Consider the following 26,223-nt stretch of genomic DNA (forward strand, 5'->3'; position numbering starts at 1 on the left):
TCTATTCCTTGCCTTTGCCTACATTTTTGTATTTTTCAGCTACCGAATATCTAGCATTAAGGCTTTCTTTAAATAACTCTTCTTGTTGTTCGGCTATTATTCTCTCATTATTTCTATATTCAATCGAATCAAGCTCATTTAGAGATCTTGCTTTTTCCAACTCTGCTTGCGTGGCACGAATCGCTAAGGCAGCATTTTCTCTATCTTTTTGACTGCTTGCCCTATCAAATTCCTTCAATTGTTTATCTAACTGTTTTTGGAGCCTACGAATAATATTTCCATAATCGCTATGCTGCTTTATTCCAGCCGCATAGTTGATTTTATCTCTTAGGCAAATATTTAGGGCATCATCTTTAAGTCCCTTGCATTTATCATAGAGATTGTAGTTGTCTGTATATTTCTTATATTTTTCATTGAAAAAGCCTTTTGGATCGCTCAGCACCTCTTTGTTGAATTGCTCCATATCCTCTTTGGCTTTGTAAATGTCGCTTATATCCTTGCTGATATTGTTTATATCTCCCAGCAAATCACCAAGCCCAAATGCCTCGTTGGTAAATTCAGCGGCATGCTTATCAAATTCTTGGATTTGGCGTATAGAATCGCTCAACTGCTTCGCATAGCTCGATACTTGCTGAATAGCACTTATTGTGTTTTGGATCAAATTGGTTGGATCAATTACAGGAAAAGCGTTTAGATTTGCGCTTAATCCAACAAATATAAATGCTGCTACAATCTTTTTGTGTCCCATTTTACGCATTTTTATATACCTCCTTTAGTGTGGTTATTTTTGTCTCAAGACTTGTTTCTTGATCGTTAAAGATACTTTCAATCGTGTCTATGTAAGAAGTGCCTGTGCTAAGAATCATTAGATTTTCTTTACCAAGCGTGCTTAAGTCAAGTGTGGCAATAACGCTCTCGTCCTGTCGTTTTATTAGAAATTGTCGCTTCACTGGCTGAAAATCTCTAATAATCTGATACTCATCTTCGCTGAGATTTAGTCCGTTTATATAGTCATCCGACTTCGCTAGGGGATTTGGCAAGAAAATCTTTGTAGCACTTTGTTCTATTAGCGTTTTGGCGATGGGCAATTTTAAAAAGTCTTCTACGCTTTGGGTGGCAAGACGCAAGAAGCCATTTTGCTTTCTTATGGTTTTAAATTTATTTTTGACTTCTTCGGCAACAACCTCGCCATAAATGCTTATATCATCACTAAACTCCAAAATGTCGCTTTCATTGTCAAACACCCAACCAAACTGTTTGCCTTTTTTAAATGCTGTTAGCCTTGCCTTCAGTGAATTGTCATCATTAACATCTTCAGTTAGATTCTCAAGTAGTAGTGATATTGGAAATTTGCGCTCATCTTTTTTAAATTCACGCATTATGAATTCAACCGCATCGCTGAGCTTTTTTTCTTCTTTGGCATTTAGAAACTCGCCTTTGCGAGTAACAAGCATGGTGACTAAGCTTTTTAGAGCCCTTATATTTTCTGCACTTTCTTCAACCATGAAAGGATTAAACCCAGTAGGCTTGCCATTTTCTATTTTTATATATTTACCGCCAGCACAAAGGATGTTGCCTAGAGCACCATAATCTTTATCCAAATAAACACTTGTGAATTTTCTTTTATCCATTGGCGTAGATTCTGGAAAGGTGTTTGGATCTTTATATTTTTGCATTTGATTAAATGTAAAGTTCATAAACACTGTTTTGCCGCCACCACTTTGCCCCAGAATCAATGAATTTGCCAAAAACAATTCACCGAAATCATCTTTGTTATTATTGCTTTGGTGGAAATTAAGATAATATGGACTTTTATTTGGTGTTTTTAGCATGCAAACCGCTTCGCCCCAGCAGTTCTTATCTCTCTTGCCACCACTAAAATTATGCAGAGCAATTAAGCTTGAGTAATTGGCTGTGCTAATTTTGTGGATTCTTGGGCGAAAAATAAAGTTAGCTGGCAATTGCGAAAAATAGCTAGCTGGCAATGCTATTTCTGCTATGCTTGTCAAAATCCCAATTTCATTTAAAAGCGTAATAGTTTGATTTGTATTGTCTTTGCAATCTTTTAGAGTATCCCCAAATACAACGATTACGAAGTGATAATTCCCAAAGCCTATTTCTCCGCTTGCCAAATCATCCAACGCTTCCTCTATTTGTGCCATTTGGGATACAGAATCATCCTCTACGCTTTTTAACTGGTTTGCTTGTGTCTTTAATGCGGATTTTGCTTCTATTTGAGAAAGCGGAACATAGCTTTGTGTTATGGTAAATTCACAATTCAGATACATTAGCGCATCCAAGATTCCTGCATAAGTGGTGCTTGAATAATCTTTCACCTCAATAGCTCGACAAAATTTGTGTGTATCGTCGTTGTAGTTTATTTGCGCTGTTTTATGCTCAAAATAAATATTGTTTAGACCACCGCTTAGATATTCATATAATGGCATATCCAAAATGCGTGCTGGCACAAATCTGCCACTTATTAAATAATTGTAAAATTCAAGTTGTTTAGAAAACTTGACACCATCTTTATCATATTCGCCTAAAAGCGAGATACCAAATTGCTTAACATTGCTTTCAAATCTTGCTTTATATTCTTTAAAAGCATAAAGAAAGCCTACGAGTTGCTTTTGCTTGTCTTGCAGGCTTGCTTTTTTAAATACCCCTTTATCTAAGCGACCCATAGGCGAGTAAATAATGGTAATAAAAAGGCTATTTCTTAAAAGCGTTTTATCGCCAAAAGATTGCTTATATTTCTCATCAATATCCATTAAAATATGGATTGTCAAAATTGGCGTTTAGGCTATCATTAATCCTATGTCTGGCATTGTGGAAATAAAAGCTGACTGGCTCATTGCTAAATGCACGAAAACACATATTCAATGATTCGTTGATAAAAGCAAGATTTGTATCACTTTCAGCCTCAAAACAAATCCCATCAATTCTATATGTGCTTAAAAGCAAATAGTCCTTTGTCATTACCACGCTTGGGGCGATAATGCTTGAATACGGAATCAATTTTTCAAAATTCGGTTCATTGTGCAGGGCAATTACATTTAGTTTTGGCACCTCTGCTTTTGGCGGTTGCTTTTTGGTATAGCTCGTGGCAGAATATGTTTTTACGCTATGAAATTTCTTGCTGAATGGATTTGTCAAAAACATCGCTTTCAACATAAAAAGCCTAAAAACATAAGGATCTTTTTTTGCCATTGCCTTTTCTATAAAAAATATAGGGATAGCGAGCAATAGCAAAACAAAACTCTGCGACCAAAAAGTCACCAAGAGTAACACACCAAATGTTACCAATAGTGGTATCATAGGCACGCCAAACAATAAAGCTGGGCGAGTCAATCCCTTAAAAAGTGGCTGCACCATTTAATCACCCTGCATAAATTTAACTAATCAAAAGCCCGGCTATACCGCTTGCGGCACCGACTAAGATTCCACCAAGCAAAGGAGGGGCAACTTCACGCAAAGTTTGTCCTTGGAACATAATTTTAAAGCCAGCCCACATAATCGCAATAGTCAAAACAACTACTCCTACCGCATATAATGCAGTGCTAACCACAGACATAAGGCTATTTACCTTATCCAGCCCACCTGCAGCAAACGCAAAGCTAGGCAACAACAAAATAGCTAAGATAGCGCCAAAAACGCTTTTATAAGCTTTAGCCATACTTACTCCTTTGGAATTAAAATTGAACGATTTTTATTCCTCTGTTATAATTAAAACCTAGTTTGAGAGTAAGGAAAGGCATGACTTTGGCGTATATTAGAATTAGCACAAACAAGCAAGACACACAAACGCAAAAGCTGCAAATCCAAGAATATTGCAAGGCGAGTGGCATTAGTATTGATAGATTTATAGAGATAGAACAGAGCAGCAAAAAAAGCCAAGAAATTAGAAAAATAGATGAATTGAAAGAGAATTTAAATCGCGGAGATCTGCTTATTGTGGTTGAGTTATCAAGGCTCGGCAGAAGCATGCTGGAAGTAATGAATCTGGTGTTGGAACTAAGCAATAAAGGTGTGCAAATGATATTTCTGAGACAGCCCGAATTAAGCACTTTTAATAATGCTTGCGCCAAATTGCTTTTGGCAATTTATGCCTATATTGATGAGACAGAGCGGGAGTTTATAAGCCAGCGAACAAAAGCCGGACTAGAGAAGGCTATAGCGAGCGGGAAAAAACTCGGTCGCCCAAAAGGCAGCTTCAATAGCGAATACGACAAGGATATAGATAAAATAAAGGCAATGCTAAATAAGGGCAAAACAAAACAAATATGGGAAAAGCTAGGCTACACACACAAAACTTTTAAAAGCTTTACAAATTTTATAAGAAGTAGAAAAATTATATAAATATTATGCTACAATAATCGTTCGTTTAATATTCCACAAAAATCCTCTCGTATTTATATTCTTTGATTATAATGTTACCTACTTTTTACTTAGACAAGGAGAAACAATGAATAAGGCTTTAGTATTTAGCGCAGCGGCGGCAGCAATGTTAGCAATTAGTGGGTGTGGGGATTCACCAAAAAGCATAGAGGATTATCAAAAGCTACCAAAAGCAGAGCTAGAATCTATGTATGATAAATGTGAAAAAAAGCTGCTAAACAAAGATTTTTCATCACGGGATGAAATGAATGAAGCTATAAAAAAAGAGGAAGCAATCAACAAGGTTACCAAAAAAATAAATGAAGCGCGTGGCACAAGCGTTATCCCATTTGGACTAGCTTGGTATGGAACAGTGACAGATGAAGAGCTTTCCAAATTTGGCAATAGTGAGTATGCAGAATATGTGGAATGCGGCAGAATTGGCATTGCTTTACAAGGTGGCTTGGAAGAATTCAACAAGCCACGACCTTCGCTATCAGAAAGATTTAAAAATATAGGCAAATAATTGCCGCAAATGCAATAAATAGCCCATATATGGCTATTTAAGCTGGCATAGCAATATGCCAGTCTTATCTTGACCCAATGACCCAAATCTGCTTTTGAATCTTTTGTATCTTAATGCTCGTGCGCGCTTCTGCCAAGATCCATTATTGACCCTATCGCATTAGTCATACTTGCATTTAACTTGCCTTTATGTCGCCACCCAAATTGCTCAAGGGTAAATATATTTTTGTGATGCCATACCCGCTTTTTCGTTGCGTCTTTTCTGCTTTGTAAAATACACCATCGTATTCATCCAGCAACTTCCAAAGTGTATTTTTGCCAACTATTTCTAGCGTATCGCTCGTTGCTTGTTTGAAAATTAACTCCGCCAAATCCTTCTGCGCGATACCATTTTCGGCTTTGGCAATGATTGTTTTGGCTAGATTTAGCGCATTTTCCTTCTTTGACTCTCTTTTTGGTGTTTTAGATTCTGTCTCGGCACTGTTTAGTGGAGTATATAATTTGCGCACGCCTCCGCCTTTTGGCGTAAAGGTGCTTATTTTAAAGAGTTTATCGCCAAACTCCGCTAATAGATTCCATAGTTGGTTTTTGCCAACAATCTCATAGTAATTTGCATTTGCTATTTTTAGTATTTGTTTTGCTAAATCGCTTTGAATGATGCCATTTGGGTTGGCATTAATGATTTCTTGGGCTATTTCAAGCGTTATACGCTGTTTTTGATTTAGCCCTATTTGTGTATTAATACTAAAAGAAACGCTATGGGTTTTATTATCCACAATAGCCCTTTGCGCCTTTGTGTCTAGCCTATTTTTTTGCGGTTCTAGGTCTAGACTAAGTGTTTTGTCTGCATTGTTTTGGACAAGAGATTTTGATACATACCAAGCTTCATCTACGCTGTCTATAAAGGCTGTTGCGCCCTTATACATTTTGTTATTTTCATCGCCATACTGCTTTGGTTGGTGATGCAAGAAAATGATAGTTGCCCCCTTATCTCTAAGCTCTTGCATTTTATGCAAATATTTAGTTACTTTAATGTCGTCCTTAATGTCAAACTTAATGAAATTTCGAATGCTGTCTATAATAACTATGACATTTTCTAGGTTATAATTTTTAAGCCGACCAAAGATACTAAATCGCTTATGGTTATTTACAAGGTAATACTCTAGCTTTGCGCCACTAGATTCTACAATATCATTAAGCCCTCGCGTAGTCAGCGCGGCTTCGCTATTATCGCCATCCAAATAGATAACTTTTGATACATTGGGCTTAGTGGCTAAAAAGTGCGCTAACTCGAGCGATAAGAGCGACTTCCCAACCCCGGCAGAAGCATAAACCATATTTAGACTTCTTTGCATCAAGAAATGATCTACTAGCCACTTTGGCTTTCTTGCCTCTTTAGACATATATTCCTTGTTTGCTAATCTAGCACAATCGCTAAATACACCATACACCAAAGGTAAATTCTCATATTTTGCACTCATTTTGTCTCCTTTTATTTGATTTGCTCTTTCTCTTGCAACTTGGAAAACCACTGCATAATTGCTTCTCGATTGTAGCGGATCTTGTTGCCTACCTTAAAAAATGGCAATGCATAGATGCCGTCGCTCTCTTTACTCTTGCGCATTCTGAGCTTATTTTGTTTGCTTGTGCTAATACCAAACTCTCGCTCAAATTGCTTGGGGCTTAATACGGCTGGGTTGCTTGGCTCTAAATCTTTAAGCATCATACAACTTTTTGCTTTTCTATCCATTTTATTATCTCACTGCGCTTATATCTAATGCCAGCTCCGGTAATTCTATAGAAAGGCAATTTCTTCCGAAGGCGCAAGTGCGCTTGGTATCCCATCTGAATACCAAGCTCTTCTTCCAGCTGCTTTGGCGACATAAATTCAAATTGTGATGTCTGTTGTGCGCTAGAATTCATAATATACTCCTTTTACTATATTATTACATGGCATAATGTAATAATATTGAAATTAATACAAATAATATCATATAAAAACAACAAATAGTATAAAATTTTTGCGCTTTTGCTATAATTTTGTGGCAATATTATAAAGCAAGGGAGTTTCTTTGAGAGCAAAACAACAGCCAAGCGCAATCAATAGGGGTGTTAAGTTGCGCAACTTAAGATTATTCTATGGTATATCCCAAAGAGAATTTGGCGAAAAATTAGGAGTAACAAGAGGCGCTATTAATTCTTATGAAGCGAACCAAAACAATGTGCCAAACAATCTAATCCTAAGAGTTATCCAAGCCACAGGCATACCAAGTGAATATTTTGAAACCGATATGGCTTTGCAAGAAGCCATAGATAAAGGCAATATCAAGCCTATTGATGTACTAAAGATGAACGATTTTGATGAAACAAGCTGTTTTGTATATGAAGGCATCGAAAATTACGCTAAAAATAACTTTGCAACAGGCGACTTTAGCATAAAGCTTCAAGTTTTAACATTCCTTTTTGATATCAAAGATAAAGCAACATATCACTTTATTAAGCTAAATGAAGGTTCTAATGAACCATTTGCAAAAAATGGTGACATTTTGATTGTCACAAAGACCACAGAGACTCTTAATGGAGATTTTGTCATTACTAAATTTCAAGAAAATTACATTATATTCCAATATTTCATTGCTGGCATTAATGAAGTGCTGCTAAAAGGCGCAAATGGAGTGGAAATAAAGCTAAAAAATAATGAGCTGGACAAAGTGGAGATTCTAGGCATCATTAAACAAAAAATAACCAATTCACTTTAGTTCTAAATTGTGGCAATTAGAATCGTAAAATATGATATACTATGTATATTTATAAAGGGGCCAAAAACATGCAAGTAACACTTAATAAATGGGGTAATAGCGTAGGGCTTAGAATCCCAAATAATGTTTTGCAAGAGCTTAGGCTTGATTCTAACAGCAGTGTAGATGTAAGGGTTGAAAATGGCAAAGCCATCATAGAGCCACTAAGCAACAAAGATAAAAAGCTGCACGCTTTGCTAAATGCTATCACAGATGAAAATTTGCATGGCGAAATTAGTTGTGGCGTGGCGGTTGGCAAGGAAAATGTATGAGCTATGTGCCAGATGTTGGTGATATTATATATCTAGATTTTGATCCGCAGCTTGGGCACGAAGAAGCAAAAAGACGCCCAGCTCTCCTGCTAAGCCCAAAGGCTTATAACCAAAAAACACACCTGCTTATCTGTGTGCCACTTACCACAAAAATCAAAAATTACCCATTTGAAGTTGCCATAAAAGCCAAATTAAACAGCGTAGCCCTAAGCGACCAAGTTAAAAGCTTGGATTGGGTTGCGCGGAATGCGGTGTTTATCCAAAAAGCAAGTCAAGATGAGCTAAAAAGCGTCAAAGAAAAGGTGGCTTTACTTTTAGGAATCTAGGCTATTGCAGTAATCACACACGCCCCATAGCTCTATCTTATCTCCGCATAATCAAAAAGTGCTAAAAACTCACAAATTGGAGGATTTAACACTATCCAAAAGCAACTCCGCTGTATTTATTTGCATCAAAAAACAGGTTATTTTTCAATTGTTCTTATGCTTCAAACCGCGTATAATAGGCGCTTTTTGGGCTATAAAACAGCTTCTTGCACGCACATATATTAAAAAGTGTTGTATTTTATATCCAAGAAACATCGCTATATACGCAAGTTTTACATATTTTGTTTTTCGCAAATTATGCATAAGATTGCGTTCGCAACGCAAAGCAAAATCAAAAAATGTATCTATATTTTAAATTTGCATAGATTATTTAAATAATCACCATACCACTGCATTAGTATAGCTTGTTGTTCTATGGTGCTTTTTTCTCGCTCATAGGCATATTGTATTGCGTTGGTGGTTTTATGCGCTAACGCCACTTCAATCGCATTGTTGCCAATGCCAAGCTTTAGCAATGTTGTCTCATTGGTAGAGCAAATGGTTCTAAAGGTAGAGCGGAATCCGTGCGTGGTCACCTTGCTACACCACTTGCCATTAGCCAAATGTCGCAAAGCTTTGCTAAGCGAGTCTCTATGTATATGTCCTTTCTTATTCAATCTAGGAAATACAAACTCGCTATTTAGAATACCATATTCCTCTTTTTGCTTTTTTAGTATTTGCAATGCATATGAGTTTATGGCAATACTTACAGATTCTCGCATTTTCATCTCTTTTGCTGGAATGCGCCAAATGGCAGTATCTAAATCTATGTGCTTCCATTTAGCTCCAGCAGTATTGGCTGGGCGATTTATGCATAAAATCTGTAAGTATATTGCTCTTTTAACTTGTATATCCATATTGCTTGCTACACTCAAATCGCTTAAAAACTCGCGCAAATCATCCTCTTTGACTAATGCCGCAAGGCGTGTATCAATATCATTTTCTATGCAGTATCGCCTTATGCTTGGGAATTCCTTTTCTAGCCCAATCGTTGGATCATATTCTATGTATCTATCTTTTATTGCTGGAGCTAGAATTCCACGCAATGCTATTTTGGCTCGCTTTATGGTTTCTAGTTTTGGTGATTTTGGATTATTCTCATCAAATATCCCATTGAAAGCATGGAGAATATTTGAATACTTGATTTGCTTTGCATCTAAATTGCCGAAATGTGGCAGCAAGTGGTTTTCACAAAGACTTTGCGCTGATTTAATAGTGCTTTGTGCTTGACCTTTTTTGTGTTTTTGGGTTATGTAGCTTTTATAAAGATTCTTAAAAAGGTATTTGTCGGTATTGAGCTCACCGCCGTTTTCAATGATTTTTAGCTTTTCTATCGCTTCTTTTCTGGCCTCTGCTGCACTATAAATACCTTGCCTAAATTGCTTAAGTAGTATATTCTTTTCTCTATCGTTATTGCGGATCCTGAGTGCAAAGCTTTTAACGCCACTTGGATATACCCACAAGATAAGTTCGCTTGGATTGCCTACCACAACACGATATTTTTGCTTTTTTGGCTCTAGTGCTCTTATATCTTTATCAAATAAGATTTGTTTAGCTATGCGGCTCATTACTTATTTCACTCCCATTGGCGGATTTTTATAGAAGTATAATGAGGTTCCCTTAAAAGTTCCCAAATGAAATGAAAATAAGCAGAAATAAGCAGTATTCAAAAGGAAAAATAAAGGCTCGTATTTGAAGCAGGTGGGGCATTTCTAGAAATAAAACGAAATATCAAGAAAGTAGTCATGGTGGAGTCGTGGGGAATCGAACCCCAGTCCAAAACCAGCCTCCAAATCAAGAGCATCGACATGCTTAAAAGGGCGGGGTTTAGATTCTCGCGCGAAAGACCCCAAACTTACTCGCGCAAAAAGCTCTCATCTTTCTCTAAAAATCGAGCCATTTTCTAGAGGCAACTAGCAAAAATGACGACCACAAAAGCGCGCTAGTCTCGCCTAGGCAGTCGGCTCCGGAAGTTGGTTAGGCTTATGCTGCTTTTGCGTAAGCTGGAGCGAAAGTTGCATTGTCTGCGTTTGTTTTGACTGGCAGTTTTACGGCTTACCAATGCCGGCATGCACTCAAGGGAAACAAATCTTGTCGAAGCCAAATCGACCCCAAAAGGGCGGTATTCTACCGCGCCGCAGATTATATATCGCTTAATACGCGCGATTTTGTAGGGATTTTGTGATGATTTTTGCGATGTTTTTACGCGCTGGTGTTTTTGTAGCTATTTTTAGTGCTTTGCGTGGATTCCTAAAGAACCCCGCCCTGCTCGTTTTGCTAAAAAAGCTGACGCTTTACTAAAGAAACCTTGCCTTTGGCTCGTTTTTGGTGCAAATTTTGTGGCTGTGCGAGTAAAGCGCGCAAGATTTGCCTGTGATGGCTATCGCACAAGCTTTATGAAGCACTCCGCGAAATTCACCCAAAAGCCAACGCGCGAAGGAGAAAAGATGATGATAAATGAAATGGGTATGAATATCCTAGCGGGTGTTACTTTGCTTCTTTGCGCGTTTGTTTTCTACAAAATCTACAAACTGCCTAAAAAAAGCAAAAACACTAGCTTAATCACCCCGCGCTAGCAAAGCTTTTTCAGAAAATGAACGAAGTGAGTTTCTTTAGTAAAGCGCAAGCTTCTTTAGTAATCCACAAATAAAAAATGATTGAAATGGCAGAATCTAAAAAAGCTCAAAAACACCAAAACTTAGATTCTGGCTTTTGGTATGGATTGCTTCGTCGCTTCGCTCCTCGCAAAACGAGCAGAGCGAGTTTCTTTAAGTAATGACAATTTTACGCATCATTAAACCAAAACAAGCGCAAAAGCCACAAAAGCAGTGCTAAAAGCCAGAATCTATGAGCGCAAGAGTTCTAGGAATTCTGCGCGGGTGCGTTGATCGCTTTTGAAAATCCCGCGTACAGCACTTGTCTTGATGATGGGGTCGTGTTTTTGGCGCATACTCATGCATAGATGCCTCGCCTCACACACCACCATCACGCCCTTTGGCTCAAGCAGCGCGTTTATCTCATCCGCGATTTGGTTGGTGAGATTTTCCTGTATTTGCAGCCGCCGCGCAAACACCTCCACCAGCCGCGCCAGCCCGCTGATACCAGCGATATGAGCGCGCGGCACATAGCCTATGTGGATGCGCCCAAAAAAGGGCAAAATATGATGCTCGCACATCGAGTAAAACTCGATATCTTTTAGCATCACCATCTCATCCATGCCATCATTGGCAAACAGCGCGCCAAGCGCATCTTTGGTCTGTGTATTATAGCCAGCATAGAGCACAGATTCTAGCTCGCGCAGGCGCTTTGGCGTGTTTTTCAGCCCTTCGCGCTTGGGGTTTTCGCCGATACGCGCACAAAATTCATCAAATATTTTTTGCTCCATTTTTTGCCCTTTTTTGCGCTATTTCCACCAAAATCTGCGCCCAAAAATCATACTTTAATCAAATCCAAATTCACACCCAAAGCAGAATCTAAAACCAAGAATCTGCGGCGCGCGCAATCTACATCAGCTCGCGCATAGATAGATAGCTATTTAGTGCGGCGATGTAGGCTTTTGCGGTGGCGCTCATCGTGTCGATGTCGATGCCATGTCCTATAAATGCGCGCTCTTTGCCTTCAAACGCCACTTTGACGATGGCTTTTGCTAGCGCGTCTTTGCCGCTTGTGACAGATTCTACTTTGTAGTCTTTTAGCTTGCCATTTATCTGTGTGATCCTATCGATGCTTTTTAGCACAGAATCCACCGCGCCATTGCCAAGCGCGCTGTCGCTAAGCTCCTCGCCGCCTTTGCAGATACTCACCGCCGCGCAGTATTTGCCACTGCTGCACGCACTCACCTGCACCATCTCTAGCGCGAAAACCTGCGGGATGTGCGATGTCTCCTCGCCCACAATCGCCCTGATATCATCATCAAACACTTCTTTTTTGCTATCGCAGAGGATTTTGAAGCGCTCAAACGCTGCGTTTAGCTCATCATCGCTCACGACAAAGCCAAGCGAGCCCAGCTTGTCGCGAAACGCCGCGCGCCCGCTGTGTTTGCCAAGCACCAAGCCGCTAGATTCTGGCATGCCGATATCGCCCGGGCGCATTATCTCGTAAGTCTCTGGGTGCTTTAGCATGCCATCTTGGTGGATTCCGCTTTCATGCGCGAAGGCGTTTTTGCCAACGATTGCCTTGTTTGGCTGGGGGCGGATGCCGGTGATGTCGGCTACTAGCTTGCTTGAGGCGTATATTTCTTTGGTGTTGATGCGGGTGTCGAGTGTGCGTGATTTGCCCGCGCGTGATTTGCTAGAATCTAAACCAGAATCCGCGCCAAAGTTTGCACCAGAATCCACAAACAAATCTTTGCGCGTTTTTAGTATCATCACGACTTCTTCTAGCGCGGTGTTCCCGGCGCGCTCGCCAAGCCCATTTATCGTGCATTCTACCTGCCTTGCGCCATTTTGGATAGCAGCGATGGAGTTTGCCACTGCAAGTCCCAAGTCATTGTGGCAGTGGATCGACAAAACCGCCCGATCGCCCACAAACTCATGCGCCTCGCGCATAAAAGCGCCAATCTCATGTGGCAGGCGATAACCCACGGTATCAGGGAGGTTTAGCGTGCTAGCGCCAGCACTTATCACGGCATCTAGCACCTCTTTCAAAAAGCCCATATCGCTACGAAGCGCATCCTCGCAGCTAAACTCCACATCTTCACAAAGCGATTTGGCAAGCGACACCGCCTCCACTGCGCGCTTGATGACTTCAGAAGGCTTCATCTTTAGCTTAAACTCCATGTGTATGGGGCTCGTGGCGATGAAGGTGTGGATTCTTTTGTGCTTGGCTGGGGCTATTGCTTTGGCGGCGGATTCTATGTCGGCTGGCAGTGCGCGCGCGAGCGAGCACACAGAGGTAGTGCGCAAGACTTTGGCTATCTGGTTTATCGCCTCAAAATCGCCCTGACTAGATGCCGCAAAACCCGCTTCTATGACATCTACGCCGAGTTTTTCTAGCTGGAGGGCGATTTTGATTTTTTCCTCGATATTCATCGAAGCGCCGGGGCTCTGCTCGCCATCTCGAAGCGTCGTGTCAAAAATAGTGATAAATTCGGTATTCGCGCTCATTTTTGCTCCTTTTTGCATCTTTATATTTTAGTTGCATTAAGTTAATCATTTTACTCAAGTGGGGGCGCTATCATACTTTTTGTGTGCAATTTTTATAAACATAGCACCATCTTTTGTACTTATAGTTAAATCTGCTTTATTTTCAAATACGCGCCTTGCTATGATCATAATCTCTTCTTTTAGCTCAAAAGAATAATGACTTGCCAAAATCCAAATATTAGCGCCACTATCAAATATTTGAATCAATTCAGACTCTAGCAATTTAAGATCGTCATTTATTATTTTATGCGGTATTTTAATATTCTCAAGATAGCTATAATAAAAAAATGCCGGCTTGGTAAGTTCAGACAAAAACACCACATCCCTAGCAGAAGCGTTATTTGCAATATTTGTAATATGCACATGCATTTGCTGATATGTAAAAAATTGATGTTTGATAATGGGCTTTTTATAGGCCACAAATGCGGCGATAGTTATCGTGGCCAGCAAAAGATTGGCAATGATTCTGATATAAAATTTTTTGCTAAGATGCAGCGCGTATAAAAAATAGCATATAGAAATATAAAAAATCACCGACATAAAAAGCGATAATCTGCCTCCAATAAATTCATTGCGTCCAAAAGGATAGATTCTAAACCAACTCAAAGCTATATCAATAAAAAGACTAAACACACAAATATAAAATATATCTCTGCGTTGTTTGTAGAGCGCAAATAGTCCAAAAATACAGGCTAGTGCATAAAATCGTACTGCATTTGTCGTAAGAAATGGTGTATAGCTTTGATACACACCAAGCCAAACTTCTTTGATAAATTTGGGATATTCTTTTATGTTATGAGGCAGAAAACCTTCTTGGAAAAATCTATAGAAATAATCCGAAGATTGAAATCTAATATACAAAAAATAATAAATAATAAAAACTATTAGGGGCAGCGCAAGATAGAAAAAGTTTTTGAGGCAATATTGAAAAGCTGCTTTTAGGCGAAATCTTTGTGGATTCTGCGGATTATCGGGCAAACTTTTGGCATCGCCGCTCGATATATATATATCATTAAGAATGGGATAATCAAAAATATCGCGGTATTAGAAAATAATATACAAATACTAGCGATAATGCTAAATACGTGCAAGCTAGTGTGGCGAATATAGAGATAAAATAACAAAAATCCTATAAATGCTTCGATGCCATATTGTTTAAATTCAGTGCTATAGTGAAGCAGCGCTATAGATCCAACAACAAGTGCCACAAATGCCAGTGTGCCAAAACCATCAAACAATCGCCTGCCAATCAAAAAAGATAAAATCAGCGTGCCAATCCCGCACACAAGAGGCAAGAAATAAAGCACATGCTCGCTATATCCAAATACCACGCCAAGCAGCTTGGTAAAAGCCAGAAAGCCAAGGGGCGCAGCCTGTGGAAGCCATTCACTAGATGTGGTTGGCAGTGGTTTAAAAAATATTTCACTAAACGGAACGGCATACATGCTAAAAGCCAAAGCTGCCTCATCCAGCCACAAATCTTTATGCCAAATATAATTATAAAGCCTAGCGATGATGCCTAGTGCGATAAGCAAAAATGCCAGAATCTTGTAAATATTGTTGGTATTTTCTCTAATGTATGTAAAAATATTTCTCAAAATATACTCCCCGCAAAACATGCTAAATAACCACGCCACAGAATCTAAAACCAAAAATCAACCACAAAAAACCAAAAAGTCTAAAATCTAGATTTGGATTCTAGTAGCCCCAATACAGAATTTAGATTCTGCATCCAGCCATGCGATTTGCCAATATTCGCACAATCTCTAGCGATTCACACTGTTTAATTTACGCTACTCGCCTATGATTCGCGCAATCAGGAGATTCGCAAGCCCCTATATCGTCTGGCGTCTTTGCACCTCGATAAATGTCTCAAACACATCGCCCACTTGTATGTCATTGTAGTTTTCTAGCATGATGCCACATTCATAGCCTTTGGCGACTTCTTTGGCGTCATCTTTGAAGCGCTTGAGGCTGGCTATCGTGCCTGTGTGGATCACCACGCCATTACGGATTAGGCACACTTTGATTCCGCGCTTTATCACGCCTTCTGTCACCATGCAGCCAGCGATTGTGCCGACTTTTGACACGACAAATGTCTCTCGCACTTCCGCCTGCCCGCTGTTTTCTTCCTCTACCACTGGCGACATGAGCCCAGAGACCAGCGCTTTTATGTCATCGATTAAGTCATAGATGATAGAGTAGGTTTTTATCTCCACGCCTAGCTCTTTTGCCTTGGACTTCACGATGCCAGTAGGGCGCAAGCCAAAACCCAAAATAATGCAGTTTTCACTCGCTGCACCTAGCGAAACATCGCCCTCTGTGATACCGCCCACACCAAAGCCTATGATATTTATCCGCACTTCATCATTACTAAGCTTTTCAAGGCTTGATTTTATCGCTTCTAGGCTTCCTTGCGTGTCAGCTTTTACCACAAGTGGCAGTGTTTTTAGCTGTCCTTTTGCCACCATTTCGCTTAGCTCATCAAAAGACACTTTGGTGGATTTGCTAAGCTCTTTTTGGCGCAGATAAGTAGCCATTTTTTGCGCTTTTTCGCGCGCGATAGAGTCATTTTCTGCGACATAGAGTATCGAGCCAGCGCTTGGGACTTCGTTTAGCCCAGCGATCTGCGCTACAAATGAAGGCAGCAGCGCATCGATACTGCGCCCTACATCATCGCTAAGCGCACGCACGCGCCCAAACGCCGTGCCCGCATAAATAGGATCGCCCACGCGCAGCGTGCCTTGTCGCACGATGACGCTTGCCACTGGTCCGCGCCCTTTTTGCACGCTGCCTTCCAGCACCACCGCTTGCGCGCTCGCATTTGGCGCGGCTTTTAGATCCATAACCTCTGCTTGCAGCAAAATCGTCTCTAGCAAAAGATCTAGCCCCTCGCCTGTTTTGGCAGAAACGGGGATAAACTCATACTCCCCGCCCCAATCATTTGCCAAAAATCCAAGCTCCGCGCACTCGGATTTTAGCTTGTCGATATTGGCGTTTTCTTTGTCGATTTTATTCATCGCGATGATTATCTGCACGCCCGCAGCTTTGGCGTGGTTTAGCGCCTCGATGGTTTGAGGTTTCACGCCATCATCTGCGGCGATGACGATGATAGCGATGTCTGTGACTTGCGCGCCGCGGCTTCGCATCTCGCTAAACGCCTCGTGCCCGGGCGTGTCGATGAAGCTTATCAGCTTGCCATTTTTCTCCACCATATACGCGCCAATATGCTGCGTGATACCGCCTGCTTCAGCACTTGCCACGCGAGAATCGCGTATTTTATCTAGCAAAGAAGTCTTGCCATGATCGACATGCCCCATGATAGTCACCACCGGTGCGCGCTCGCGCAAATCGCCCTCATCGATGTTTTCCTCGATGACTTCTTCTTGCTGTTCTTGTATGGAGATCTCGATTTTAAACTCATCAGCCAGAATCTCTATCGCATCTTTATCCAAAAAGTCGTTTTTGGTAGCCATCACGCCTAGCCCAAAAAGCGTCTTTATCACTTCAGTAAGCGGGCGCCCAGAGATTTCGGCAAACTCATACACGCGGATTTCTTCAGGGATGACGATAGCGCTTTTTGCCACTTTGCTCGCTTCTTCTTTGGGGCGCGAGGAGCGCTTGCGACGCGAGCGCGATATGGAGCGATTTTCGTTTAGCCATGGGTTTTTGCGCTGGATTTGCACGCGATCGGTGATGATTTGTCGCTCTTGCGCTTCTTTTTCTTCATCGATGAGTTCGTGCTGGTTTAGGTCAAATAGCATGATTTCATCGCTATCATCATCATACTCGCTGCTGTGGCTTTCAAGGTTGCGCTCTAGCAAATCTATCTTTTGCCCGCTGGCATGCTTTGTCGCAGGGATTTGCTTTTTTTGTTTTTTGGGTTTGCGCTGATAGGTTTCTTTGTCCTGCAAGCCTTGCCCCATCATCTCTTGGATGGAGGGCGCATAGTCTTGGCGCTTTTTGGCGACTGGCTTTTCTGGCTCTTCTTGCGCGTTTGTCTTGCGCACGATGCGGATCCCCATGCTGCGCTGGGTGAGCGTAGAGTCTCTTTTTATCTCAACTTCTTTTTTGCCGCCAAATTCTTGGCTAGATTCTGCTTTGGATTCTGCGCTAGAATCTTGATTGCTAGCTTTGGCGCTAGATTCTGCTTTGTCGCTATCTTTCGCTTTTAATGCGCTTTTGGCAGAATCCGTTTTGGTGGAATCTGCTTTGCTAGAATCTGCTTTTGTAGAATCTTTGGCAGCATTTTTGTCATCTTTTGTCGCCTTTTTGGCTGCATCGTTTGCTTTATCGCTTTGGGCGCTTTTGCTATCTTTTGCGCTAGATTCTGCTTCGTTTTCTTTATCGCCTTTTTTGCTAGATTTTGCTTTGCTAGCATCTTTAGTGGCATCTTTGCCGGCATCTTTAGCAGAATCTTTGCCAGAGCCCTTAGTAGCGGTTTTTGCGCCCTTTTTGGATTCTGCTTCATCGCTTGCGCTTTTGGCGCTTTTAGATTCTGGTTTTTTGGCATCTTTCGCGCTTGTTTTGCTACTAGATTTTGCTTTGCTAGCACTTTTGGCAGGCTTTTTCTCGGGCTTTGGCATATTATTTATGCCGGTTAGCACATATTCTGACAAATATTCCGCAGTTTTTATATCCACTGGGCTTGTCGCGTTTTTGACATCAAGCCCCATTTCTTTGGCTTTTTCAAAGACTTCTTTCGTCGATCTGGCGATCTCTGCGGCGATCTCTGCGATTTTTACTTTTTCCATTCTTTTGCAATCTCCTGAATCTCTTGTAAGTTTTTTGGTTTGTCTGTCAATGATTTGTAGCGCGCGAGGGCTTTTAGGATTACTTTTTCACTGGTTAGGCACTCCTTACAAAAATAAAAGCTTCTCCCCACGCCACCAAACGCTACGACACTAGAATCTAGCACCGCCAATCGCAATAATTCTGGCTGCAAAAACCTCTTGCGACAGCCCACGCACATACGCACGGACTTGCTAGAGCAAAAATGACGAGAAGATAGTGAAGAAGGCATCATTCTCCATTTGCGCTTTAAATAGCGCGTATTCTAGCTAAAAAATCGCAAAATAGCCATAAAATCTAATCCAATGCCTTTGCGATAAGCTCTAGAGGGTGCGCGAACTTCGCATTTACGCCCGCGTGTGAGAGGGAGTTTGTGATTTGCATGCGGCAGGCGCTACATTCTGCGCTTACGATATTTGCGCGCGTGTCGGCTATCATCTTGGCTTTTGGTGCGCCGGCTTTGAGAGTCAGCGCGTATCTATCTGACTGCATGCTAACCCCGCCAAATCCACAGCATCTATCTGACTCGCTCATCTCTATCAAGCGGTGATTTTTGGCAAGCAGGGCGCGGGGCTCTTTGTGGATTTTTAGCACTTTTTTGGCGTGGCATGGATCGTGATAGGTGATGAGAGAATCCATAAGCGCTTTGGATTTTAGTTTGGTTGCGCTATTTGACGCACCAGAATCCAAAACATTAGAATCCACATTTTTAGATTCTCCGCCTTTAGATTCCAGCACCTCTGCCAAATTTGTATTATGATACAGCCAATGACTTGCCATCGCCATTTTAGGCTTTAGCGCTTTGAGGCGCGCAAGATATTCGCTCGCTTCATCATCGTATTCTAGCGCATGCTCCCAATCACTCATAAGCATCGCCGCGCAAGTCGCCTCCGGGATCAAAATCGCATCCACCTCATCTATAAACGACTCGAAATACTCGATATTGCGCTTGATTAGCGTATTTACAGACTTTATATCACCGGTGAAAAACGCCGGCGCGCCACAGCACTCCTGCTTTGGCACTAGCGCATCGATGCCTAGCCTATCAAGGATTTTTAGCAATCCTTCGCCCACGCCTTTATAGTTGTAGTTTGCCAGACAGCCGATAAATATCGCTACTTTATGATGCGCTAGATTCTGCGCTTTTGGCGCGCTTGCGGCGTTTAGCCCTTTGTAGCTAGAGATGAAGCTTTTTTTCAAAAATGGAAAAACCACGCGCTTGCTAAACCAAATCTTATTCCCGCCATCCTCGCGCTTAAACGCACAGGGCGCGACAAACGCCACCATACTAAAGACAAAATCCATAAGCCTGCGATGCCTAAGCAAGAAAAAATACGCCCTCTTATACCACGCGATGCCATATTTTTGCGCGATGTCGATACGCACTTTTTCTATCGCTTGATCCACGCCTAAGCTCGAAGGGCAAACCTCCACGCAAGTGGTGCATAAAAAGCAGGATTCAAAAAAATCTTTTGCTAGCTTATCTAGCGACAAATCGCCCCTAGAATACGCGCCCACCAAATCCAGATACCCTCTAGGCGAGGTGACTTCCTCTCTATGCACGCGATAAATCGTGCAATAAGGGATGCATTTGCCGCATTTCACACAAGCGTTTGAAATCGTGCTAAAATCTATCATATCGTTTTGCTAAATACGCGTTTTTCTTGAGAAATGTTTGCCAAATACGCATCAAATACCATAGCGATATTGCGTATCAATAGCCCGCCGGTGGGAGTGGTGTAGATACCGCGATCATTGATAGACACCACGCCTATATCTTCATACTCTTTCAATGCCAAAAGCTCCTTTGCAAAATGCTGCCTAAAATCGATGCCATATCGCTGCTTGAAGGGCGCAAAATCTAGGCAGAGATTATTCATAAGCCCCATTATCACTTCTTTGCGTAAAATATCTTCTTGACTTAGCGCGATGCCCCGCTCTAGCGGGATTCTGCCCTCATCTAGCGCTTTTTCGTAGCTTGGCAAATCTTTGTGGTTTTGCGCGTAATAATCCCATCCCTCGCCTATAGAAGTAAGCCCGATGCCGATAGTCTGCGAGAATCCGCGCGTCGTGTAGCCTTGGAAATTGCGGCGCAATTGATGCGTGATTTTGGCTTCATAGAGCTCATCGCTTTTTTTGGCAAAATGATCCATGCCAATCATCGCATAGTCATTTTTCACTAGAAAATCTATCGTCTTTTTTAGAATCTCTAGCTTCATGCCGGGCGTTGGCAAGTCGGCTTCATTTATCTTTTGCATGGTTTTTTTCATCCATGGGATATGCGCGTAGTTGAAAATCGCTAGCCTATCAGGACTTAGCGAGACGACCTTTTTTAGCGTGTCGATGAAGCTATCAGCACTTTGCAAAGGCAGGCCATAGATGAGATCAAAATTTATCGAGTTTATCCCCGCATCTCTGGCTATTTTCACAGCATTACTCACAAGTGCCACATCTTGGAATCTATTTACCGCCTTTTGCACGCCCTCATCAAAATCCTGCACGCCAAAGCTTAGGCGGTTAAATCCGCCCTCTTTTAGCGCTTGCATTTGTGAGGGCTCAAAATGGCGCGGGTCTATCTCACAGCTCACCTCCGCGTTTGGCGCGAAGTTTGGAAAAGCGTCGCGCACAAGTGCGATGACTTGCGAAAGCTGCGCGGCGTCAAAAAATGTCGGCGTCCCCCCGCCGAAGTGAAACTGCACCACCTCGCGCTTGGTATCCATAAGCGTTTTTAGGATGTCTATTTCTTTTTTTAGGTAGCTTATGTAGCGGTCTTTTCTGTCTTGGCGGTTGGTGTAGATGACATTGCACCCGCAAAAATAGCACGCACTTTTGCAAAAAGGTAGATGCACATACAAAGAAAGGGGCATTTTGGATTTTCTAGCTAGCGCGTCATTGCGGATAAACGCTGACTTTAGCGCGTCATAATCAAAGCTAGTGCTAAACTCCACAGCAGTGGGGTAGCTCGTGTATCTGGGGGCGGATTTGGAGTATTTGGTGAATTTGTCAAAATCTAGGTTTTCTACTGAAGCGGATTCTAGTGCGCTAGATTCTGGCGCAGTGGATTTTGATGAGTTGGAATCTGGCGAAGCGGATTCTGGCGCGTTTGTTTTGTTGGCAAAATCTGCATGGCTAGAATCTGTGCTAGAATCTAGATTGGCAGATAAGCCAGCAGAATCCAAAGCGACAGAATCCAAACTTGCGCGCGCGCCGCTTGTTTTGTGGCTTGCCACATTTTCTATATTTTCTATGGATTCTGGCGAAGTAGATTCTGGTGCGCCCATTGCTTTTGGCGCGCTAGATTCTGTCATATTTTTCGCGCCACTCATCGCATTCCCTTAAACAAAAGCTGGCTTGAGATGTCAAAAAACAGATTTGGATATTCTTTTTTTATCTCCTTTACCATCGCTTTGGTGTTGATGATAGGCAGCGAGCCATCGCGCAGGCGCCTAGATTCCAGCCGCGCGCGCGCCACCGCCATCACATCATCAAAATCTATGGGCGTGTTTTGGCTGATATCGCGCGCGAGCTCCAAAAGCAGCCGCTCCTCGTGCGCGTTGCGCATGATAGAGACGATTTTTTTGAGGATGTTTTGGGGTATCACGACATATTCTTGCCCCTCATCATCCCTCAAAAACCAAGTCTCTTGCGGGTCAAACGCCCCCTGCTCGATGTTTAAAAGCATCTGCGTGTCAGAGATTTTGCTAGCCCTTGCGATGTTGTTGGCCTCAAAAAGCTGGGATGCTTTCATCGATGAGGCGCTTGAAGCCTCTTTGGCTTTGTTGCTAGCAGAATCTTTGCGTGCTTTTTTCTCTAGTGATGTTTGCGCTGATTCTTCTGCTGGCGATTTATCTGCAAATGTCGCGGATTGATTTTTCATGTATCTGCCTTAGGTTGTTGCTGTTTGGATTTGCCTAGATGCTTTTAGATTCTGCTTTGTGGCTAGTTTTCGCTTGGCTTAGATTTCGCTTGGCCTAGATTCTATTTGGCGCGTTTGTTTTGTCTGGCTAGCCATAGCATGACGCCTTGCTGTATATAAAGCCTATTATGCGCTTCAAGCCACACTTTGCTTTGCGCGGATTCTATCACATTTTCGCTTACTTCATAGCCACGATACGCCGGCAAGCAGTGCAAAAATATCGCGTTTTTATCCGCTTTTTGCATGAGATTTTCATCCACACAAAAGCCTTTGAAATCCGCTACCCTGCGTTGTTTCTCCTCCTCCTGCCCCATAGAAATCCAAGTATCTGTGATAACTACGCTGGCATTTTCTATCGCGGATTCTGGCGAGTGGGTGAGCGTGAGCGCAGAATCTAGGCGCGATTTGGCATACTCTATCGTGGCGGCATCCGGCTCATATCCCTTGGGCGTGGCGATACGCAAGGGGATGTCAAGGATGCTCGCTAGGTTTAGCCATGAGTTTGTGATGTTGTTGCCATCGCCGATGTAGGCGACGATTGGCTCTGCGATGTATGCTGGCAGGATGTGGGCGGTGCTTTGCGGTGCGTTTTGCTGTGCGCTTTGAGTCGTGTTTGCCCCGCACTCGCGCACGAAATCCGCAAAAAACTCGCCAAAATCCTTAGGATAAATCCCGCACTCTATCATCGTAAGCATATCCGCCAGAATCTGCAGCGGGTGGAACAAATCCGTCAGGCCATTTATCACAGGCACTTGGCTATATCGCGCAAACTCCTCGATGCGCGCCTGCTCAAAAGTGCGAATCATCACCATATCCACCATGCCGCTAAGCACGCGCGCAGTGTCTTTTATGGGTTCACCGCGCCCGATTTGCGTATCGCCGCCCATAAGCACGATAGGATGTGCGCCGATATTATTCACACCCGCCTCAAAGCTCACGCGCGTGCGAGTGGAGGGCTTTTCTAGGATAAGCGCGATATTTTTGCCAAAAAGCGGCAAGGCTAGCGTGAAGGGCGCAGAATCTGCATGCGTCTTGGATTCTGCTGCGCGGCTTGGCGTGTTTTGTGTATTTTTGGAATCTTGAGCTTTTGTGTTTTGCATAGTTTGTGCGCTTTGTGTGGCGCGCACGCTCGCAGAATCTAGATTTTGCGCGACTTGATTTTTAGAATTTTCAGAGGTGAGGCGCGCTCCTGCCTTTTGCACCAGCGCCGAAGCCAAAATCTCATAAATTTCTTGCTTGCTAAAATCTTTTAATGTCAAAAAATGCTGCATATTTTTCCTCGCTCTAAATTTCAATACATTAATTTGCATGATTTTGGCATTATTGCTAATGCGTAGATTGCAAACCCAAAACGCCAAACCCTAAAATTACAACCCGCGCAATATACTTTAAAATCACTAAAAAGATTCTTATATTATCGCCAAATTGATATTTGGCAAAATCAAAAACCAGCCCACTTAATACGCCGATAGTTCTGCTAGCTATATAATTGCAAAAATGCTAAACTTGCCCTACCCCAGCGCTTTGCAGAAAAACTCCTCCGCCTCTTTGCATGCCTGTTTTAGCGCGCTTTCATCTTTGCCCTCTATCAGCACGCGCAGCTTGTTTTCTGTCCCAGAGTAGCGGATGAGCGAGCGCATACCAGAATCCGCCAGCTTGCCACAGAGCTTATCATAGCCAGCGATAGATTCTAGCGGGGGCTTTTTATTTACTGCGATGTTTATGAGCTTTTGCGGATATAGGGTGAATGGTGAAAGCACCTCATGCGCTTTAGCACCGCTTCTCTCGCGCGCTCTAAGCACGAGCGCCATCACTTGTATCGCACTCATCAGCCCATCGCCAGTAGTCGAGTAGTCGCTAAATATGATATGCCCGCTTTGTTCGCCGCCAAAATTGCTATGCGTCTTTTTCATCATATCAAACACATATTTATCGCCCACATCACAGCGCGCGAGGGTTAGATTCTGCGATTTTAGGTATTCTTCTAGCGCGAGATTACTCATCTGTGTCGCCACGATAGTATCACTCTCTAGCTCGCCTATGCTTTTTAGATACGCTCCAAGAGCGCCGATAAGCATATCCCCGCCGACAATAGCGCCGCTATCATCCACCACCACGAGCCTATCCGCATCACCATCTAGCGCAAACCCAATATCCGCGCGATATTTGATGACTTCATTTGCCAGATCTTGCGGGTGCATCGCGCCACACTGCTCGTTTATGTTAAATCCATTTGGCTCATCATTCATCACCACCACATCCGCGCCAAGCTCGCCAAAAATCGTAGGCGCGACTTTATACGCCGCACCATTGGCACAATCAAGCACCACGCGAAGCCCTTGCAGTGTCAGCTCTTTTGGAAAAGAGTTTTTGATATGCACGATGTAGCGCCCGATGACATCATCGATGCGCTTAGAGCTGCCTATCTCGCGCCCTGTTTTGTAGCTCCTAGCTAGCAAGTCTTTTTGGTGGTAGATTTTTTCTATCGCAGATTCTGCGTTTTCATCGAGTTTGCAGCCAAAGCGGTCAAAAAACTTGATGCCATTGTCATCATAAGGATTGTGGCTCGCACTTATCATGATGCCCGCATCACAGCGCATATCTGCGGTGAGAAAGGCGATAGCAGGCGTTGGCATCGGTCCTACTTGTATCACATCATAGCCTACAGAAGTTAGTGCGCTCACAAGCGCATTTTCTATCATATAGCCGCTGCGGCGCGTGTCTTTGCCTAGCAGAATCTTATTTGTCGAGGGCGTCTTGCTAGTGCTTGCAAGCTCGCGGAAATAAAGCCCAGCAGCGATACCAAGGTCGATACAAAGCGTGGGCGTGATATGTGTGCCAGCGCGCCCGCGCACGCCATCAGTGCCAAATATTTTTGCGACTTTCATAATAGACTCCCTTGCATAATAGATTCTCCTTGCATGATAGATTCTCCTTGGAAGCGTTTGTTTTGCGTGTTTGCGCGCGTTTTGACTTGTGCGTTAGCATGGCGCGCGTAGAGGTTGATGCGTAGCATTGTAGCAAAATTTGCAAAATAGCTTGAATCTTTTATCTGGCTTTCAAGCCTTCTGCACTAAATTTAGCGGCGAGATTTGGCATATAAGTTTGCGGGGCTTTGAGATTGATCTTTAAGACAAGAGGGTATAAAATATTAGCTTTTGTGCGAGAATCTAAACAGCAAAGCAAGCGAGCTAGAATCTAAAGACGCACTAGAATCCAAAAATCTGGATTCTTGGGATTTTAGATTTTAGGCTTCAAAATTCTAGCCACGCGCGCCAAAACCATGCTTTTATAGAAGGAAAAATTTTGGGTATCCACAAACTGCAAGCCAAAAACCTTGCCAAACATATCAAAAAAACAAAAATCGTAAATGATGTGTCCCTAGAAGTCAAAAGCGGCGAAGTCGTGGGACTTCTAGGGCCAAATGGTGCTGGCAAAACAACTACTTTTTATATGATTTGCGGGCTATTAGAGCCAAGTGCGGGCAATGTCTATCTTGACAACAACGACTTATCCGCCTACCCCTTGCATAAGCGCTCAAATATGGGTATTGGCTACTTGCCACAAGAATCTAGCATTTTCAAAGACTTGAGCGTGGAGGAAAATCTAGCGCTTGCCGCAGAGGCGACATTTTCTAGCAGAAAAGCAGGAATGCATAAAATCGAGCAAATGCTAGAGGCTTTCAACATCGAGCCTATACGCAAGCGCAAAGGCTTAAGCCTAAGCGGTGGCGAGCGGCGGCGCGTGGAGATAGCGCGCGCGCTTATCAAAGAGCCCAAATTCATCCTGCTAGATGAGCCATTTGCCGGTGTGGATCCTATAGCTGTCATAGATATACAAAAAATCATCGAGACACTCTCACAAATGGAAATCGGCGTGCTAATCACCGATCACAATGTGCGCGAGATGCTTTCAGTATGTCATCGCGCCTATGTGATAAAATCTGGCACACTCCTAGCAAGCGGCACAGCGGATGAAATCTATGCCAATGCGCTTGTGAGAAAATACTATCTTGGCGAACATTTTAAAGCATAG

At 42.6% G+C, this 26,223-nt stretch carries 26 protein-coding genes and 1 other RNA gene; 7 read left to right on the top strand and 20 right to left on the bottom strand.

Annotated elements, in window-relative coordinates:
* Window position 1: 1 nt before the first annotated feature.
* From BKN38_RS05255 to BKN38_RS05265, 4 genes are read right to left on the bottom strand one after another with little or no spacing between them, the layout of a single operon-like run.
* Window positions 2-757, bottom strand: coding sequence for a hypothetical protein (locus tag BKN38_RS05255; protein ID WP_082942393.1), 756 nt, complete (start codon window positions 755-757; stop codon window positions 2-4).
* Window positions 750-2,789, bottom strand: coding sequence for a type IV secretion system protein VirB4 (locus tag BKN38_RS05260; RefSeq protein WP_233712833.1), 2,040 nt, complete (start codon window positions 2,787-2,789; stop codon window positions 750-752). The genes BKN38_RS05255 and BKN38_RS05260 overlap by 8 nt, the downstream gene beginning before the upstream one ends.
* A complete protein-coding gene (locus BKN38_RS11850) occupies window positions 2,761-3,375 on the bottom strand; it encodes a type IV secretion system protein VirB3 (RefSeq protein WP_233712832.1) in 615 nt (204 codons plus the stop codon). Before BKN38_RS11850 ends, BKN38_RS05260 begins: the two co-directional genes overlap by 29 nt.
* Window positions 3,376-3,394: 19 nt before the next feature.
* On the bottom strand, window positions 3,395-3,676 hold the full coding sequence (locus BKN38_RS05265) for a TrbC/VirB2 family protein (protein ID WP_066453173.1): 282 nt from the start codon (window positions 3,674-3,676) through the stop codon (window positions 3,395-3,397).
* An 80-nt stretch (window positions 3,677-3,756) separates the two neighbouring features.
* Here BKN38_RS05265 and BKN38_RS05270 point away from each other — a divergent pair, with 80 nt between their 5' ends.
* Together BKN38_RS05270 and BKN38_RS05275 are read left to right on the top strand one after the other, a co-directional pair.
* Complete coding sequence (locus BKN38_RS05270) at window positions 3,757-4,359, top strand: recombinase family protein (protein ID WP_066453171.1); 603 nt, start codon at window positions 3,757-3,759, stop codon at window positions 4,357-4,359.
* A gap of 106 nt (window positions 4,360-4,465) precedes the next feature.
* On the top strand, window positions 4,466-4,903 hold the full coding sequence (locus BKN38_RS05275) for a hypothetical protein (protein ID WP_066453168.1): 438 nt from the start codon (window positions 4,466-4,468) through the stop codon (window positions 4,901-4,903).
* A gap of 175 nt (window positions 4,904-5,078) precedes the next feature.
* On the opposite strand, the gene BKN38_RS05280 is transcribed toward BKN38_RS05275, so the two are convergent.
* The 3 genes from BKN38_RS05280 to BKN38_RS05290 are packed head-to-tail and all read right to left on the bottom strand — an operon-like array spanning window position 5,079 to window position 6,825.
* On the bottom strand, window positions 5,079-6,383 hold the full coding sequence (locus BKN38_RS05280) for an AAA family ATPase (protein WP_066453165.1): 1,305 nt from the start codon (window positions 6,381-6,383) through the stop codon (window positions 5,079-5,081).
* Window positions 6,384-6,394: 11 nt separating this feature from the next.
* A complete protein-coding gene (locus BKN38_RS05285; protein WP_172798585.1) occupies window positions 6,395-6,628 on the bottom strand; it encodes a hypothetical protein in 234 nt (77 codons plus the stop codon).
* Window positions 6,625-6,825, bottom strand: coding sequence for a DNA-binding protein (locus BKN38_RS05290; RefSeq protein ID WP_066453163.1), 201 nt, complete (start codon window positions 6,823-6,825; stop codon window positions 6,625-6,627). Before BKN38_RS05290 ends, BKN38_RS05285 begins: the two co-directional genes overlap by 4 nt.
* Window positions 6,826-6,974: 149 nt before the next feature.
* Between BKN38_RS05290 and BKN38_RS05295 the strand changes: the two genes are divergently transcribed.
* From BKN38_RS05295 to mazF, 3 genes are all read left to right on the top strand, one after another.
* On the top strand, window positions 6,975-7,661 hold the full coding sequence (locus BKN38_RS05295) for a helix-turn-helix domain-containing protein (protein WP_233712831.1): 687 nt from the start codon (window positions 6,975-6,977) through the stop codon (window positions 7,659-7,661).
* Between the two features lie 68 nt (window positions 7,662-7,729).
* A complete protein-coding gene (locus BKN38_RS05300) occupies window positions 7,730-7,972 on the top strand; it encodes an AbrB/MazE/SpoVT family DNA-binding domain-containing protein (protein WP_066453216.1) in 243 nt (80 codons plus the stop codon).
* Entirely contained in the window at window positions 7,969-8,298 is a 330-nt protein-coding gene (gene mazF, locus BKN38_RS05305; protein ID WP_066453161.1) for an endoribonuclease MazF, read from the top strand. Before BKN38_RS05300 ends, mazF begins: the two co-directional genes overlap by 4 nt.
* Window positions 8,299-8,642: 344 nt before the next feature.
* Here the strand turns inward: mazF and BKN38_RS05310 are convergent, their stop codons facing one another.
* Both BKN38_RS05310 and ssrA read right to left on the bottom strand, forming a co-directional pair.
* Complete coding sequence (locus tag BKN38_RS05310) at window positions 8,643-9,905, bottom strand: site-specific integrase (RefSeq protein ID WP_066453158.1); 1,263 nt, start codon at window positions 9,903-9,905, stop codon at window positions 8,643-8,645.
* Between the two features lie 178 nt (window positions 9,906-10,083).
* Window positions 10,084-10,450: a transfer-messenger RNA gene (ssrA, locus tag BKN38_RS05315) on the bottom strand.
* Window positions 10,451-10,784: 334 nt separating this feature from the next.
* Between ssrA and BKN38_RS11855 the strand changes: the two genes are divergently transcribed.
* Complete coding sequence (locus tag BKN38_RS11855) at window positions 10,785-10,913, top strand: hypothetical protein (RefSeq protein ID WP_256325548.1); 129 nt, start codon at window positions 10,785-10,787, stop codon at window positions 10,911-10,913.
* Between the two features lie 269 nt (window positions 10,914-11,182).
* Here BKN38_RS11855 and folE read toward each other — a convergent pair whose 3' ends face one another.
* From folE to glmM, 11 genes are all read right to left on the bottom strand, one after another.
* Entirely contained in the window at window positions 11,183-11,722 is a 540-nt protein-coding gene (gene folE, locus BKN38_RS05325) for a GTP cyclohydrolase I FolE (protein ID WP_066453154.1), read from the bottom strand.
* A 118-nt stretch (window positions 11,723-11,840) separates the two neighbouring features.
* Window positions 11,841-13,442, bottom strand: a complete 1,602-nt coding sequence (locus BKN38_RS05330) for a 2-isopropylmalate synthase (RefSeq protein ID WP_066453152.1) — start codon at window positions 13,440-13,442, stop codon at window positions 11,841-11,843.
* Window positions 13,443-13,496: 54 nt separating this feature from the next.
* The gene (locus BKN38_RS05335; protein ID WP_066453150.1) at window positions 13,497-14,459 is read right to left on the bottom strand and encodes a hypothetical protein; all 963 of its coding nucleotides are present in this window, start codon (window positions 14,457-14,459) and stop codon (window positions 13,497-13,499) included.
* Entirely contained in the window at window positions 14,420-15,079 is a 660-nt protein-coding gene (locus tag BKN38_RS05340; protein WP_143000211.1) for a hypothetical protein, read from the bottom strand. Before BKN38_RS05340 ends, BKN38_RS05335 begins: the two co-directional genes overlap by 40 nt.
* Before the next feature lie 237 nt (window positions 15,080-15,316).
* A complete protein-coding gene (gene infB, locus BKN38_RS05345) occupies window positions 15,317-18,235 on the bottom strand; it encodes a translation initiation factor IF-2 (protein ID WP_066453144.1) in 2,919 nt (972 codons plus the stop codon).
* Window positions 18,223-18,504, bottom strand: coding sequence for a DUF448 domain-containing protein (locus BKN38_RS05350; protein WP_066453141.1), 282 nt, complete (start codon window positions 18,502-18,504; stop codon window positions 18,223-18,225). The genes infB and BKN38_RS05350 overlap by 13 nt, the downstream gene beginning before the upstream one ends.
* Window positions 18,505-18,569: 65 nt before the next feature.
* A complete protein-coding gene (locus tag BKN38_RS05355) occupies window positions 18,570-19,910 on the bottom strand; it encodes a (Fe-S)-binding protein (protein WP_066453140.1) in 1,341 nt (446 codons plus the stop codon).
* Window positions 19,907-21,598 carry an oxygen-independent coproporphyrinogen III oxidase gene (hemN, locus tag BKN38_RS05360; protein WP_233712830.1) on the bottom strand — a complete coding sequence of 564 codons (1,692 nt, stop codon included), beginning with the start codon at window positions 21,596-21,598 and terminating at the stop codon, window positions 19,907-19,909. Before hemN ends, BKN38_RS05355 begins: the two co-directional genes overlap by 4 nt.
* Complete coding sequence (locus tag BKN38_RS05365) at window positions 21,595-22,149, bottom strand: DUF2603 domain-containing protein (protein WP_233712829.1); 555 nt, start codon at window positions 22,147-22,149, stop codon at window positions 21,595-21,597. Before BKN38_RS05365 ends, hemN begins: the two co-directional genes overlap by 4 nt.
* A 101-nt stretch (window positions 22,150-22,250) precedes the next feature.
* Window positions 22,251-23,459 (bottom strand): ornithine carbamoyltransferase, encoded by a 1,209-nt coding sequence (gene argF / locus BKN38_RS05370; protein ID WP_066453139.1) that lies wholly within the window; start codon window positions 23,457-23,459, stop codon window positions 22,251-22,253.
* A 240-nt stretch (window positions 23,460-23,699) separates the two neighbouring features.
* Window positions 23,700-25,076, bottom strand: coding sequence for a phosphoglucosamine mutase (gene glmM, locus BKN38_RS05375; RefSeq protein WP_066453138.1), 1,377 nt, complete (start codon window positions 25,074-25,076; stop codon window positions 23,700-23,702).
* A 424-nt stretch (window positions 25,077-25,500) separates the two neighbouring features.
* On the opposite strand from glmM, the gene lptB reads away from it, so the two are divergent.
* Window positions 25,501-26,223 (top strand): LPS export ABC transporter ATP-binding protein, encoded by a 723-nt coding sequence (gene lptB / locus BKN38_RS05380; protein WP_066453209.1) that lies wholly within the window; start codon window positions 25,501-25,503, stop codon window positions 26,221-26,223.

It is taken from the genome of Helicobacter sp. CLO-3 (genome assembly GCF_001854545.1).
Classification (GTDB): domain Bacteria; phylum Campylobacterota; class Campylobacteria; order Campylobacterales; family Helicobacteraceae; genus Helicobacter_B.

What these genes read in the sequence shown, in the direction of transcription:
- BKN38_RS11855 (WP_256325548.1), top strand. Translation starts at nt 10,785, where the DNA reads ATGATGATAAATGAAATGGGTATGAATATCCTAGCGGGTGTTACTTTG.
- glmM (WP_066453138.1), bottom strand. Translation starts at nt 25,076, where the DNA reads ATGAAAGTCGCAAAAATATTTGGCACTGATGGCGTGCGCGGGCGCGCT.
- BKN38_RS05255 (WP_082942393.1), bottom strand. Translation starts at nt 757, where the DNA reads ATGCGTAAAATGGGACACAAAAAGATTGTAGCAGCATTTATATTTGTT.
- BKN38_RS05355 (WP_066453140.1), bottom strand. Translation starts at nt 19,910, where the DNA reads ATGATAGATTTTAGCACGATTTCAAACGCTTGTGTGAAATGCGGCAAA.
- BKN38_RS05300 (WP_066453216.1), top strand. Translation starts at nt 7,730, where the DNA reads ATGCAAGTAACACTTAATAAATGGGGTAATAGCGTAGGGCTTAGAATC.
- mazF (WP_066453161.1), top strand. Translation starts at nt 7,969, where the DNA reads ATGAGCTATGTGCCAGATGTTGGTGATATTATATATCTAGATTTTGAT.
- BKN38_RS05275 (WP_066453168.1), top strand. Translation starts at nt 4,466, where the DNA reads ATGAATAAGGCTTTAGTATTTAGCGCAGCGGCGGCAGCAATGTTAGCA.
- BKN38_RS05350 (WP_066453141.1), bottom strand. Translation starts at nt 18,504, where the DNA reads ATGCCTTCTTCACTATCTTCTCGTCATTTTTGCTCTAGCAAGTCCGTG.
- BKN38_RS05310 (WP_066453158.1), bottom strand. Translation starts at nt 9,905, where the DNA reads ATGAGCCGCATAGCTAAACAAATCTTATTTGATAAAGATATAAGAGCA.
- BKN38_RS05265 (WP_066453173.1), bottom strand. Translation starts at nt 3,676, where the DNA reads ATGGCTAAAGCTTATAAAAGCGTTTTTGGCGCTATCTTAGCTATTTTG.
- folE (WP_066453154.1), bottom strand. Translation starts at nt 11,722, where the DNA reads ATGGAGCAAAAAATATTTGATGAATTTTGTGCGCGTATCGGCGAAAAC.
- BKN38_RS05270 (WP_066453171.1), top strand. Translation starts at nt 3,757, where the DNA reads ATGACTTTGGCGTATATTAGAATTAGCACAAACAAGCAAGACACACAA.
- BKN38_RS05365 (WP_233712829.1), bottom strand. Translation starts at nt 22,149, where the DNA reads ATGAAAAATCAATCCGCGACATTTGCAGATAAATCGCCAGCAGAAGAA.
- infB (WP_066453144.1), bottom strand. Translation starts at nt 18,235, where the DNA reads ATGGAAAAAGTAAAAATCGCAGAGATCGCCGCAGAGATCGCCAGATCG.
- BKN38_RS05330 (WP_066453152.1), bottom strand. Translation starts at nt 13,442, where the DNA reads ATGAGCGCGAATACCGAATTTATCACTATTTTTGACACGACGCTTCGA.
- BKN38_RS05290 (WP_066453163.1), bottom strand. Translation starts at nt 6,825, where the DNA reads ATGAATTCTAGCGCACAACAGACATCACAATTTGAATTTATGTCGCCA.
- BKN38_RS05280 (WP_066453165.1), bottom strand. Translation starts at nt 6,383, where the DNA reads ATGAGTGCAAAATATGAGAATTTACCTTTGGTGTATGGTGTATTTAGC.
- hemN (WP_233712830.1), bottom strand. Translation starts at nt 21,598, where the DNA reads ATGAGTGGCGCGAAAAATATGACAGAATCTAGCGCGCCAAAAGCAATG.
- argF (WP_066453139.1), bottom strand. Translation starts at nt 23,459, where the DNA reads ATGCAGCATTTTTTGACATTAAAAGATTTTAGCAAGCAAGAAATTTAT.
- BKN38_RS05285 (WP_172798585.1), bottom strand. Translation starts at nt 6,628, where the DNA reads ATGATGCTTAAAGATTTAGAGCCAAGCAACCCAGCCGTATTAAGCCCC.
- BKN38_RS11850 (WP_233712832.1), bottom strand. Translation starts at nt 3,375, where the DNA reads ATGGTGCAGCCACTTTTTAAGGGATTGACTCGCCCAGCTTTATTGTTT.